Genomic DNA, 12,694 nt, shown 5'->3' with positions numbered 1-12,694 from the left:
GGATGCCAGCGGGCGTCCCCCTGCTGATCCTGGCGATCAGCCACGAAAGGATAGAGATGATGCAGATGCAAAATGTGGATGTGGTGATTGTGGGGGGCGGCATGGTGGGCCTTGGGCTCGCCGCCGCCCTCAAGAGCAGCGCGCTCAAGGTCGCCATCGTCGAGGGGCAGTTGCCCGACACCCAACTCGGGGAGGCACCGGACAACAGGGTCAGCGCCCTGAGCCTCGCCAGCCAACGCATCCTGCAGGGGGTCGGCGCCTGGGACGGCATAGTGGCGCGCCGCCTGCAAGCCTACGACAGCATGGCGGTGTGGGAGCAGGACAGCTTCGGCCATATCGGCTTTGATGCCGCCAGCCTGCGCCAACCGGCACTCGGCCACATCGTCGAGAACCGGGTTATCCAGCTGGCGCTGCTCGATGCCATTGCGGGGGCGAGCAACATCAGCCTGCTCACCCCGGCCCGGGCCCAGAGCCTGCAAGTGAGCGAGGCGGGGGCCCTGTTGCTGCTGGAAGATGGCCGCGCCCTCTCGGCTCGCGTGGTGGTGGCCGCCGACGGTGCCCACTCCTGGGTGCGCCGCCAGGCGGACATACCGCTCACCAGCTGGGACTACGGCCATCACGCCCTGGTGGCGACGGTGCGCAGCAAAGAGCCCCACGAGGCGGTGGCCCGCCAGATCTTCACCCCCGACGGCCCGCTCGCCTTCCTGCCCCTGTGGGAGCCCGACCTCTGCTCCATCGTCTGGTCGGTGCCTGCCACGCGGGCCGAGGCGCTGTGCGCCCTGGATGACGAAGGGTTCAGTCGCCAGCTCACCACCGCCTTCGATGGACGGCTGGGGCTGTGCAAGGTGGAGGGGGCCCGCAGCGCCATTCCGCTCACCGCCCGCTACGCCCGGGACTTTGCCCGCGAGCGGCTGGTGCTGGTGGGAGACGCGGCCCACACCATACACCCGCTGGCGGGGCAGGGGGTCAACCTCGGCCTGCTGGATGCGGCGGCCCTGGCCGAACAGCTCCTCAAGAGCCAGAGCGCGGGGGCGGATATCGGCCTGCTGGCCAACCTGCGCGGCTATGAGCGCTGGCGCAAGAGCGAGGCCGCCCGCATGCTGGCGGCGATGGAGGGGCTCAAGCGGCTATTTGGTGGCAGCCACCCCCTCAAGAAGCTGGTGCGCGGGGTGGGATTGCGGGCCGTCGATGGGTTGGCGCCGCTCAAACAAGGGGTGATCCGGGCGGCCATGGGGCTGGACGGTGAGCTGCCGGCCCTGGCCAAGGGTGAAAAAATCTAACTCGAAGGCGGGAGACACTATGATATCCCGCCACTTTCTTCATTAATGCCTCGATTTATTCAGGGCTCGTCAGGGTAAATGACCCCTTGAGCCTGATCGCCGGAACAGAAAAATGCAGCAAATCTTGACCCCCTTTCAGTTAAAAGCCATCGACAGTGTGGCGTTGAACCGTGAGCAGAGCCTGACCGGGCTGCGTAGCATCGTTGGCCGGATCCTCAACTCAGATGAGCGAAAGCAACTGGATGAACTGATCGAGATGGGGCTCATCGCCGCCCGCGGCAAGAGTGCCTATCGGTTGACTCGTCACGGTTTCTGGCTCTCCCTTGCGAGCTTTTTGCGGGGGGAATGGGGGCGGGCCGGGGGCCGATCACTCTTTGACGATGGCCAGTTAGATAACATTCGGGGCAAGCTGCTCGATCCCACCATGACAAGATGGTATGGCCCGCTCAAGGGCATTGAGCGTGAGATCTGCTGTTCACCCTACGCCCTGCTTGTCTATCCCCTGCTGCCGGCTGAAGGACAAGCCCAGCTGCTGAGCTGTTGGGCTGAATATGAGCACCAGACCGGTTTCATCTGTTTTAACTGGGCGGAACTGGCGGCGCAGAGCCGCAATGTGGCGGTGCAAGCGCTGGCCGATGCGGCTGGTTATGAGCAAGGGGTGCTGCTCGGTCAGACGATCCCGGCGTATGTCGACAGTGCCGACGAACTGATCACACTGCTGACTCAGGGGGGCGAAGGGCCCCTGGGGAGTGCGCTGGTCGATGCCCTGACGCGCTGGCGCCTTCGGGTCAAATCCAAAAGTGGTTTCTTCCCGGGTAACCTGACCCTGGTCTGGCTCGGCCTGATGCGGCTGGCGAAGGCCGATTTGTCCCCCTGGCTCAGGCAGTTGAAAACCTGGAGCAAGAAGCAGGATCCCTGGCTGAAGGAGGCGGTGGATTTTCTGGCAAACGGTGCCATGACCAGCAGTCTGAGAGTGATGGATCGATTACCCGAGTTGTTCAATGTGCCGAAAAACACCCGTCTGGCCTGCGGCGAGCTGTGGGTCTGCCTGTGTGAATTGCTCTTCTGCCAGGATCAGGAGGCGGTGGGCGCAGCCTTGCGCAAGCAGCCGCTCTCCAAGGTGCTGGATACACCGCAGGAGGGGTTGCTGCACCGACTCTGCCTCGACCTGATCGCCTATCTGGCGGCCATGCCGACCCAACTGCCGCTCTTTGGGCTGGTTCATCGGACCGCCCCTTGGGAGAGCTGGTTGGAGATGCTGCAACCTGCCGCCAGCCAGGCGGCGGTACAAGAGCGTCTGGTGTGGCAGCTCAGCGCCCATCCCTGCAAACTGGCGGCGCGCCTGCAAAAGATCAGTGCCAAAGGAGGGTGGACATCCGGTCGTCTGTTGGATCATTGGCATGTGGAAAATCTGCCGGAGGAGCTACTGCACGAACTGGACTCGCAGATCCTGGTGAGTCAGCGGCGCAGAGGCTATTACAGTGACCAGCCGACCCTGGCAACACTCAAGTTGCTCGGGAACCATCCCCATCTGCAAACGGCGCAAGGGGAGCCCCTCTCCTTGCAGTTCACCACCCCTTTGTTGCTGCTTGAAGAGACCAGGGCGGGGTGGCAGGCCAGTTTGCAGCCACTGGTGAAGGATCTCAACCGGGATGGTTTTGACATCGACGAGATCACCCCGGACTGGTGGCAGGTCACAGGCTTGCCTGCCGAGGTGGCGCGGGTGATCGACGGGATGGCACGGGTCCCCCAGTTACCTGCCGAGGCACTGCCGCGCCTGCAGGAGACCCTCAACCGCTGCGCCGAGCTCGACTGGCACAGCCCGCATCCAGCGCTGGTCAGCCATACCCGCATCACCCCCTGGCCGGGCAAGCACTGCGCCTTGCTCAACCTGCAAGAGGGGGAGGTCCGGTTGCAACTCTGCACCATCCATGAAAATAGCGGTGTCCGGCACCCTCAGGTATTGGGGAAGGGGGTGGCTTTTATTCGGGATAACAGCACGGCTCATCACTACTGGCAGCGGGACATCGAGGCTGAGAAAGCGCTGGCCCGGCAACTGCGCAAGGCGCTGGGGCAGCCAAAGGGCGAGAGCTGGTGGTATCTCGGTACCGAGGCCATGACCCTGATCGAGACGTTGCCGGCCATCCTCGAACCGCTGGGGATGGAGTTGCGCTGGCACAGTGCCAGCCAGAAGATCACGGCTCTGGGCACGGAGTCGCTGCGCCTGAACATTACCTCCAAAGAGGCTTGGTTCCAGGTAGAAGGGGGGCTTCAGGTAGACAACCAGCGGGTGCTGGAGCTGCGCCAACTGCTGCGAGGCCTCAAGAGTGGGCAGCGTTACCTGATCCTCGATGATCAGACGCGGGTGATGATGAGCAAGGCCCTGCAGGAGCAGATGACCCTGCTCTCGGCGCTGCTGGATGAGAAGCAGGAGCTGGAGATCAAGCTTGCCTACCCCTTGCTGCGTCTGCTGGAGCAGAGCTCGGTCGAGGGGGATGCCGGTTGGCAGGCGTTGGCGAAAGAGTGGCAGCGCCAGGTGGAGTGCCCGACGTCGCTGATGGCACCGCTGCGGGAGTACCAAAAGAGCGGCGTTCAGTGGATGGCTAACCTCGCCAGCCACCGTTTCGGTGCCTGTCTCGCCGATGATATGGGGCTTGGCAAGACCATTCAGGCGCTCACCCTGCTGCGATTGCGCCAGCAGGCCGGGCCGGCGCTGGTGGTGGTACCTACCTCCTTGCTCGGTAACTGGCGGGAGGAGGCGAGCCGCTTTGCCCCCGAGCTCAACGTCATCGTCCTTAACGAACAGAGTAACCGTGAGGAGGCGCTGGGTGGCCTGAAGGCGGGAGATCTGCTGCTCACCACCTACGGTCTGCTGCCGTCTCATCCGGCGCTGGCGGCACAGCATTGGGCCACCCTGGTGGCTGATGAGGCACAACAGATCAAAAATGCCGGCACGGTGCGGGCCAAGGCGCTGTTCGAGTTGGCGGGGGATTTTCGGCTCGCCCTGAGCGGCACGCCGGTGGAGAACCACCTTGGCGAGCTATGGAGCCTGTTCAATTTCATCAATCCCGGGCTGCTCGGCAGCCAGGCCCGCTTCAAGCAGCGATTTGGCAAGGCGGCCAGCGATCCGGCGCACCTGGCCCAGTTGCGGGCCATCATCTCCCCCTTTGTGTTGCGCCGCCTCAAGCGCGAGGTGCTGACCGAGCTGCCGGAGAAGACCGAGATCATCCACCGGGTTCAGCTCTCCAAGGCCGAACAGAGCCTCTATGAGGCGAGTCGGCGGGAGGCGGTGAGCAGGATGCAAAGCGGCGAGGGATCGGCGCTGATGGAGATGCTGAGCCAGCTCACCCGACTGCGTCAGATCTGCTGCTCGCCAGCGCTGCTGGTGAGCGACTGGAAACAGGAGCAGAGCAAGCTCGATGCGGCGATGACACTAGTGCGAGACTCTATCGACAATGGTCATCGTATTCTTGTCTTCAGCCAGTTTGTCGGGCTGCTCAACCTGTTGCGCAGCAGGTTAGAACAGGCGCATTTCGATTATTGCTATCTGGACGGTCAGTGCAGCGTCAGTCAGCGCCAGCAGGCGGTGCGGCGCTTCAAGCACGAGCCGGTGCCGCTGTTTCTCATCAGCCTCAAGGCGGGGGGAACCGGGCTGAACCTGACGGAGGCTGATACAGTGATCCACCTCGATCCCTGGTGGAACCCGGCGGTGGAGGATCAGGCCAGCGATCGGGCGCATCGGATCGGTCAGACCGAGGCGGTGACTGTCTATCGCCTGGTGTGCGAGCAGACGGTGGAAGAGAAGATCGTCGCCTTGCACGCCCAGAAGCGAGAGCTGGCCGAAGGGGTGCTGGGGGGACAACAGGAGGTGGCGGGATTGGATGCCGAACTGTTGCGCTCGCTATTGCAGCCCTAAGTATCCGCTCAGCATCAATATTGGCGAGAGGGGTGAATAAAGGATGAAAAAATCTAATATTACTCCCGGATTTTGACAATAAAACTAATCTGATGAGGCTGAATGCCCCTCCGGGGTGTCAGCCTTTAATGTTGGCGGGGAGCGAAACGTTTTTCTGTAAATTGTGACGTAACGGTAAAAATCAACATTAAATCTCGCGCATGCCGGGTTTGTACTGTTTTTATCACTGTTTTTGTCTTAGTGTCTGGTGTCAGTTTGTCGGTGCGGTATTAGTTTTTTTTGAGCGGCACCCGGGCGCTCTTGTCATATAATCCGCACCGTTCAAGGAATCACTCCTGCCCCACGGGTGGGAACGAGCACAGACCTTGTGGTCCGCCCTCCCGCTGTGCTGGGGAGCCGGAGCGGATTGCGAGCGTTGTCGCGAACGCTTAAGGAAACACAGCGATGATCCAGACTACTGTACTGCATCCCAAACACCTGGAAGCTGGCGCCAAGATGGTGGACTTCCACGGTTGGGAAATGCCCATCAACTACGGCTCCCAGCTGGAAGAGCACCACGCGGTGCGCAGCGATGCGGGCATGTTCGATGTCTCCCACATGACCATAGTCGACCTGACCGGCGAGCGGGTCAAAGCCTTCCTGCAACACCTGCTGGCCAACGACGTGGCCAAGCTCACCGTCCCCGGCAAGGCCCTCTACAGCGGCATGCTCAACCCGGAAGGCGGCGTCATCGATGACCTCATCACCTATTTCCTGACCGATACCTTCTACCGCCTGGTGGTGAACTCCGCCACCCGCGAGAAGGATCTGGCCTGGATCCGCCACCACGCCATCGACTTTGCCGTGAGCGTGACCGAGCGCCCCGAGCTTGCCATGATCGCGGTGCAGGGCCCCCACGCCAAGGCCAAGGCGGCCAAGGTGTTCACCCCTGAGCAGAATGCGGCGGTCGAGGGCATGAAACCCTTCTTCGGCGTGCAGGCCGGGGATCTCTTCATCGCCACCACCGGTTACACAGGTGAAGACGGTTACGAGATAGTGGTGCCGCAAGAGAAGGCGTGCGATCTGTGGCAGGCCCTGCTGGACAACGGCGTGGCCCCTTGCGGCCTGGGTGCCCGTGACACCCTGCGCCTCGAAGCCGGTATGAACCTCTACGGCCAGGACATGGACGAGTCAATCTCGCCCCTGGCCGCCAACATGGCCTGGACCCTGGCTTTTGAACCTGCCGACCGCCAGTTTATCGGCCGCGCCGCCCTGGAGGCCCAGAAGACCGCCGGCACTAGCCCTAAGCTGGTTGGTCTGGTGATGGAAGAGAAAGGGGTGCTGCGTGCTGGCATGCCGGTCACCTTCACCAGCGCGAGCGGTGAGCCGCGCGAAGGGGTGATCACCTCGGGCTCCTTCTCCCCCACCCTGGGTTACAGCATCGCCCTGGCGCGGGTTCCTCGCGACATCGGCGCTGAAGCCCAGGTCGAGATCCGCAAGAAGCTGGTCACCGTGAAGGTCACCAAGCCGGCCTTCGTGCGCAACGGCCAGCCCCTGGTGTAATGATTGATTGCGGCGAAGGGGTGTCCCTTCGCCGACCCATTTTTGTTGAAGCGATCCAAGAGCATAAAGGAAGCACAAATGAGCCATATCCCGAGCGAACTGAAATATGCCACCTCCCACGAGTGGGTTCGTGTTGAAGCCAACGGCGAAGCCGTGGTCGGTATCACCGAGCACGCCCAGGATCTGCTGGGAGACATGGTGTTCGTCGATCTGCCGGAAGTGGGCAAGCAGGTGAGTGCCGGCGAAGATTGCGCCGTGGCCGAGTCTGTCAAGGCCGCCTCCGACATCTACAGCCCGGTGAGTGGCGAGATCCTGGCCATCAACGAAGAGCTGGAAGGCAGCCCAGAGCTGGTCAACTCCGACCCCTACGGCGCCGGCTGGCTGTTCCGCATCAAGCTGGACGACGCGGGCGAGCTCGCCAACCTGCTGGATGCCGAAGGCTACCAGAACGTGGTGGACGAAGAGTAATGCCCCCGGGCCCTGCCAACACAGCAGGGCCCTCTTGTATGACTGCCATCCTGCGGCCATGGAGGTTGCAGGAAGGGTGCAGCCTTTGCGCCTTCGGGATGCCCTTGCCGCATTCCCCGTCTGCCTGCGGCGGACACAGAACATGAGTGGAGCCGGTTTCCGCCGGCTATCAGGAACATCAGGTCTTGGTTATCAGGACTTAATACCAGGAAATAGGGAAATGACCCAGTCACTGTTTGAACTCGAGCAAAAAACCGATTTCATCCGCCGTCACATCGGCCCGGGTGAGGAAGAAGTGCGGGCCCTGCTCGCCACCGTGGGGGCCGAGAGCCTGGACGATCTGATTGAGCAGACTGTCCCTGCCGCCATCCGTCGCCCGGGCCCGCTCGGCATCGGCGCCCCCATGACCGAAGTGGAGGCCCTGGCCAAGCTCAAGGGCTATGCCGCCAAGAACCAGATCGCCAAGAGCTACATCGGCATGGGCTATCACGACACCCACGTGCCCCACGTCATCTTGCGCAACGTGCTGGAAAACCCGGGCTGGTACACCGCCTACACCCCCTATCAGCCGGAGCTGGCCCAGGGCCGTCTCGAGGCGCTGCTGAACTTCCAGCAGCTCACCCTGGACTTGACCGGCATGGATCTGGCGAGCGCCTCCCTGCTCGATGAAGCCACCGCCGCCGCCGAAGCCATGGCGCTGGCCAAGCGCATGGCCAAGTCCAAGTCCAACCTCTTCTTCGTGGCCGACGACGTACACCCCCAGGTGATCGACGTGGTCAAGGAGCGAGCGGTGCACTTCGGTTTCGACGTGGCCGTGGGCCCCGCCTCTGACGCGGTGAGCGAAGAGGTGTTCGGTGCCATGTTCCAGTACCCGGGCACCACAGGCCAGGTGACCGATCTGCGTTCCCTGATCGCCGCCGTCCAGGCCCAGAAGGGGCTGGCCTGCGTCGGGACCGACATGCTCTCCCTGCTGCTGCTCAAATCTCCGGGTGAACTGGGTGCCGACGTGGTGTTCGGCTCTGCCCAGCGCTTCGGCGTGCCCATGGGTTACGGTGGCCCTCACGCGGCCTTCTTCGCCACCCGCGATGCCTACAAGCGCTCCATGCCGGGCCGCATCATAGGCGTCTCCAAGGATGCCCGTGGCAAGAATGCCCTGCGCATGGCGATGCAGACCCGCGAGCAGCATATCCGCCGCGAGAAGGCGAACTCCAACATCTGTACCGCCCAGGTGCTGCTGGCCAACATGGCGAGCTTCTATGCCGTCTACCACGGCCCGGTGGGGCTGAAAACCATCGCCTCCCGCGTTCATCGCCTGACCAGCATCCTGGCGCTCGGCCTCAAGGCCAAGGGCCTGGCCCTCAAGCACGACAGCTGGTTCGACACCCTCACAGTCCTGACCGCAGGCAAATCAGAGCTGATCGCCCGTGCCGAGGGGCTGGGCATCAACCTGCGCGCGGATCTGGACGGCGCGGTCGGTGTGTCCCTCTCCGAGACCACCACCCGTGGCGACGTGGCCGAGCTGTTTGATCTGTTCCTCGGCCAAGGCCACGGCCTGGATGTGGAGGCCCTCGACAAGGCGGCTCAGGGCCATCAGGCCATCCCGCAGGATCTGCTGCGCACCGACGCCGTGCTGACCCACGAGGTGTTCAACAAGTACCACTCCGAGACCGAGATGCTGCGCTACATCCACCGTCTCGAAGCGAAAGATCTGGCCCTGAACTACGCCATGATCTCCCTCGGCTCCTGCACCATGAAGCTCAACGCCACCGCCGAGATGATCCCGGTGACCTGGCCCGAGTTCGGCAAGCTGCACCCCTTCGCGCCGCTCAAGCAGACCCAGGGCTACCAGCTGCTGCTGGCAGACCTGGAAGACTGGCTGGTGAAGGTGACAGGTTATGACGCCGTCTGCATGCAGCCGAACTCCGGCGCCCAGGGGGAGTACGCGGGTCTGCTCGCCATCAAGAAGTACCATGAGTCCCGTGGCGAGGGGCATCGCGATGTCTGCCTGATCCCGGCCTCTGCTCACGGCACCAACCCGGCCTCCGCCCAGATGGCGGGCCTCAAGGTCATCGTTACCGCCTGCGACAAGGCTGGCAACGTGGATCTGGACGATCTGCGTGCCAAGGCTGCGGAGGTGGGGGACCAGCTCTCCTGCCTGATGGTGACCTACCCCTCCACCCACGGGGTGTACGAGGAGACCATCAAGGAGGTGTGCGACATCGTTCACCAGTATGGCGGTCAGGTCTACCTGGACGGCGCCAACATGAACGCCCAGGTCGGGCTGACGGCGCCTGGCTTTATCGGTGCTGACGTCTCCCACCTCAACCTGCACAAGACCTTCGCCATTCCCCATGGCGGTGGCGGCCCGGGCATGGGCCCCATAGGCGTGAAGCAGCACCTGGCCCCCTTCGTGGCCGGTCATGCGGTGGTCAAGACAGAGAAAGAGAGCCGTGACAACGGCGCCGTGTCTGCCGCACCCTTCGGTTCGGCCAGCATTTTGCCCATCAGCTGGATGTACATCGCCATGCTGGGTGACGAGGGGCTCAAGAAATCCACCCAGGTCGCCATCCTCAACGCCAACTACCTGGCCAAGAAGCTCGGCGAGTCCTTCCCCGTGCTCTACACCGGGCGCAACGGCCGGGTGGCCCACGAGTGCATCCTGGACATCCGCCCGCTCAAGGAGGCCTCCGGCATCAGCGAGATGGACGTGGCCAAGCGCCTGATGGACTACGGCTTCCACGCGCCGACCATGAGCTTCCCGGTGGCGGGTACCCTGATGGTCGAGCCGACCGAATCCGAATCCAAGCGCGAGCTGGATCGCTTCGTGGAGGCCATGACCGCCATCCGTGCCGAGATAGCCCGGGTGCAGGACGGCCACTGGAGCCTGACCGACAACCCCCTGGTCCATGCGCCGCACACCCAGGATGACGTCATGGACGAGCAGTGGAGCCGCGGTTACACCCGCGCCGAGGCGGTCTTCCCGTCCGACGCCGTGCGCGCCAGCAAGCTGTGGCCCTCGGTGAACCGCATCGACGACGTCTACGGCGATCGCAACCTGTTCTGCTCCTGCGTTCCGACCGAGGATTACGCCAAGTAATCACGGCGCGCGGAAGGGCTGACAACCCATAAGCACAAGGCCACCCGCTGGGGTGGCCTTGTTGTTTCTGGCGTCCCCAAACGGCCGTTTAGCCTCGGCCTCGGGATCTGTGATCGCCTCGGTGAGGGCGAGGGGGTGATCTGCCAGGAGATGCCCCACTTGTCCTGGCACCAGCCGCATTCGCTCCCCTGGCCGCCGCTCTCGATGATGGCGTGCCAGTAGTGATCCGTCTCGGCCTGGGTCTGGGTGGCGACCTGGAACGAGAAGGTCCAGCTGTGGCTGACCTCGGGGCCGCCGTTGAGCCCGAGGCAGGGGATCCCCATCACCCTGAACTCGACCGTCAGCACATCCCCTTGCTTGCCGGCGGGGTAGTCGGCCGGGGCGCGGTGCACGGCGTCGACGGCGGAGTCGGGGAAGAGGCTTGCGTAAAACCGTGCCGCCTCCTCGGCATCCCCGTCATACCAGAGGCAGATCCTGTTCTTTGCGGTTGTCATCATCTGGTGGCTCCTGGACCCGTCTGTTACCAGCCGGGGAGTTGCATGATGTCGTCAAGTGTAGTGGCATAGGGATCCGGATCACCCGGTTTGGCGTGTTGAGCGACAGCCAGGGCAACGGGATGCGGGCAATGGCGCCCGTCACTGACAAGAGAGGTGTGCGCGATGGACAGTACCCAGCGATTCTCGACCCGGGTCGAGGCTTATGTGAAGTACCGCCCCGGTTATCCGGCGGCCATGCTGGACTTTCTGGCCCAGCAGCTTGCCATGGGGCCCGAGGCCCAGGTGGCCGACATAGGGGCGGGCACCGGCATCCTGACTGCCCTGCTCGCGCCCCGGGTGGCGCGGGTCTGGGCGGTGGAGCCCAATGATGAGATGCGCGCCGCCGCCAGACGACTGCTGGCGGATGTGGGCAATATCGGCTGGTCCCACGGCAGTGCGGAGGCCACCGGGCTGCCGGCGGGCTCGGTGGATCTGGTCACTGTCGCCCAGGCGTTTCACTGGTTCGATCGCGCGGCCTTTCGGCAGGAGTGCCAGCGCCTGCTCAGACCCGGTGGCCGGGTCGCCCTCATCTGGAATGACAGGCTGACCGACACCCCGTTTCTCAAGGCCTATGAGGAGGGGTTGCACGCCTATTCGGGGGATTACGAGGAGGTCAATCATCGCAACCTCGGCGAGCACGACTTTCGTGCTTTCTTCGAGGGTGAGTATCGGCTCGATCGCTTCGAGAACCACCAGCTGTTCGATCTGGACGGCGTGCTGGGGCGGCTCAACTCTTCCTCCTATGCCCCCGCCGTCGGCACCCCGGCCCATGAGCAGATGACGGCGCTCATCCGCCGCGAGTTTGGCCGCCATGCGGTGGGCGGCAGGGTATCTTTCAACTATTGCACCCTGGTCTACAGTGGCCGGGTATCGGCCTGACTGGGGCAGGCTTCCCGACATGACAAGGCCCTCGTCATTCACGGCGAGGGCCTTTGTTATTTCACGGGTACCTCGTTTGGGTGCGCTGCGACGCAGACAGTCGCGAGGGGGTCCTGTGACCTTAGCCCTGGTCTATGCCCAGGATGGCCATGGCCTTGGCCAGGGTATCGACGGATTCCTGATGTTTACCCGCGTTATGCAGGGTCTCTCCTTCGGCCCTGAGCTGCTTCACCTCGGCCAGTTTCTCGGCGCTGAGGGCGGGGTTCGTGGCCAGGGCATCATCAATCCTCTTCATGTCCATGGGACAGTGGAAGGCGATGGCGCTCCCGGCGAAGAGCAGGGCTGCCAACAACAGCATGAGTCTCATTTTGACGACCTCCTTGATGGGATCCCGTTAAGAATAGCCCGACAGGGCCGGGACTATCGGGTTAAGCCGGCCAAGAAACGGGCGCGACCATGTCTGCTTGCCACGAGGAGGTGTGCCATAACACTCACAAGGCCCTGACCGGCCTGGTGAGCTTCGTTCTGGGTCACGGCATGTTCAATACCCTGCTGGCGGGCTATCTGGGCGGCCGCGGGCGCCCACTTCCCTGGCCGAGCTGGAGCCGATAAGGGATCCGGAAGGGGAGACGGTGCCCGCGAACTTTGCTACGCCCGCATCGCCCGAGGTGGAAGAAGTGGAGGGGATGGAGGATCCGCAGGCCCGCTGAGGGCTCGCCTGTGTACGAAGGAGCGAATAAAAAAAGCCGACTCCAGGGAGTCGGCTTCAGACTGATGACAAACCCCTGGACGCCGATCTCGGGGTTTGATCTAATTGCTGCATGGTCAATAAATGGACTGCACCATGCTCAGAGAACCCACACCTCAGCAACTTGAGATCGAGATGGTCACTCTCGAAGAACTTGTCCCCCAAGACCACCTCCTGCGCAAAATCGACAAGTTCATCTCTTTTGACTTTATTCGCGACAAGGTGCGC

At 63.1% G+C, this 12,694-nt stretch carries 9 protein-coding genes; 7 read left to right on the top strand and 2 right to left on the bottom strand.

Annotated features, from left to right (window positions below; all coding sequences use genetic code 11):
- Window positions 1-59: 59 nt before the first annotated feature.
- The 5 genes from ACB030_RS17550 to gcvP all read left to right on the top strand — a co-directional run bounded on the left by ACB030_RS17550 (window position 60) and on the right by gcvP (window position 10,303).
- Entirely contained in the window at window positions 60-1,280 is a 1,221-nt protein-coding gene (locus tag ACB030_RS17550; RefSeq protein WP_371161617.1) for an FAD-dependent 2-octaprenylphenol hydroxylase, read from the top strand.
- A gap of 112 nt (window positions 1,281-1,392) precedes the next feature.
- On the top strand, window positions 1,393-5,196 hold the full coding sequence (locus tag ACB030_RS17545; RefSeq protein ID WP_371161568.1) for a DEAD/DEAH box helicase: 3,804 nt from the start codon (window positions 1,393-1,395) through the stop codon (window positions 5,194-5,196).
- 444 nt (window positions 5,197-5,640) lie between these two features.
- On the top strand, window positions 5,641-6,738 hold the full coding sequence (gene gcvT / locus ACB030_RS17540) for a glycine cleavage system aminomethyltransferase GcvT (RefSeq protein WP_371161566.1): 1,098 nt from the start codon (window positions 5,641-5,643) through the stop codon (window positions 6,736-6,738).
- 78 nt (window positions 6,739-6,816) lie between these two features.
- Entirely contained in the window at window positions 6,817-7,206 is a 390-nt protein-coding gene (gene gcvH, locus ACB030_RS17535; RefSeq protein ID WP_005329287.1) for a glycine cleavage system protein GcvH, read from the top strand.
- A 220-nt stretch (window positions 7,207-7,426) separates the two neighbouring features.
- Window positions 7,427-10,303: an aminomethyl-transferring glycine dehydrogenase gene (gene gcvP / locus ACB030_RS17530; RefSeq protein ID WP_371161563.1), complete on the top strand. Its 2,877-nt coding sequence runs from the start codon at window positions 7,427-7,429 to the stop codon at window positions 10,301-10,303.
- Here gcvP and ACB030_RS17525 read toward each other — a convergent pair.
- On the bottom strand, window positions 10,291-10,800 hold the full coding sequence (locus ACB030_RS17525; protein WP_371161561.1) for a VOC family protein: 510 nt from the start codon (window positions 10,798-10,800) through the stop codon (window positions 10,291-10,293). The genes gcvP and ACB030_RS17525 overlap by 13 nt on opposite strands.
- 162 nt (window positions 10,801-10,962) lie before the next feature.
- Here ACB030_RS17525 and ACB030_RS17520 point away from each other — a divergent pair, with 162 nt between their 5' ends.
- A complete protein-coding gene (locus ACB030_RS17520) occupies window positions 10,963-11,718 on the top strand; it encodes a class I SAM-dependent methyltransferase (protein WP_371161559.1) in 756 nt (251 codons plus the stop codon).
- A 121-nt stretch (window positions 11,719-11,839) separates the two neighbouring features.
- On the opposite strand, the gene ACB030_RS17515 is transcribed toward ACB030_RS17520, so the two are convergent.
- Window positions 11,840-12,085, bottom strand: a complete 246-nt coding sequence (locus ACB030_RS17515) for a hypothetical protein (protein ID WP_371161557.1) — start codon at window positions 12,083-12,085, stop codon at window positions 11,840-11,842.
- 110 nt (window positions 12,086-12,195) lie between these two features.
- On the opposite strand from ACB030_RS17515, the gene ACB030_RS17510 reads away from it, so the two are divergent.
- Window positions 12,196-12,330: a hypothetical protein gene (locus ACB030_RS17510; protein ID WP_371161555.1), complete on the top strand. Its 135-nt coding sequence runs from the start codon at window positions 12,196-12,198 to the stop codon at window positions 12,328-12,330.
- The last annotated feature ends 364 nt before the right edge of the window (window positions 12,331-12,694 follow it).

The sequence above is a fragment of the Aeromonas sp. S16(2024) genome (genome assembly GCF_041403065.1).
GTDB lineage: Bacteria > Pseudomonadota > Gammaproteobacteria > Enterobacterales > Aeromonadaceae > Aeromonas.
This window is presented reverse-complemented; position numbering and strand designations above follow the sequence as displayed.

Coding starts and splice junctions, on each gene's coding strand:
- ACB030_RS17550 (WP_371161617.1), top strand. CDS start 60: ATGCAGATGCAAAATGTGGATGTGGTGATTGTGGGGGGCGGCATGGTG.
- ACB030_RS17545 (WP_371161568.1), top strand. CDS start 1,393: ATGCAGCAAATCTTGACCCCCTTTCAGTTAAAAGCCATCGACAGTGTG.
- gcvT (WP_371161566.1), top strand. CDS start 5,641: ATGATCCAGACTACTGTACTGCATCCCAAACACCTGGAAGCTGGCGCC.
- gcvH (WP_005329287.1), top strand. CDS start 6,817: ATGAGCCATATCCCGAGCGAACTGAAATATGCCACCTCCCACGAGTGG.
- gcvP (WP_371161563.1), top strand. CDS start 7,427: ATGACCCAGTCACTGTTTGAACTCGAGCAAAAAACCGATTTCATCCGC.
- ACB030_RS17525 (WP_371161561.1), bottom strand. CDS start 10,800: ATGATGACAACCGCAAAGAACAGGATCTGCCTCTGGTATGACGGGGAT.
- ACB030_RS17520 (WP_371161559.1), top strand. CDS start 10,963: ATGGACAGTACCCAGCGATTCTCGACCCGGGTCGAGGCTTATGTGAAG.
- ACB030_RS17515 (WP_371161557.1), bottom strand. CDS start 12,085: ATGAGACTCATGCTGTTGTTGGCAGCCCTGCTCTTCGCCGGGAGCGCC.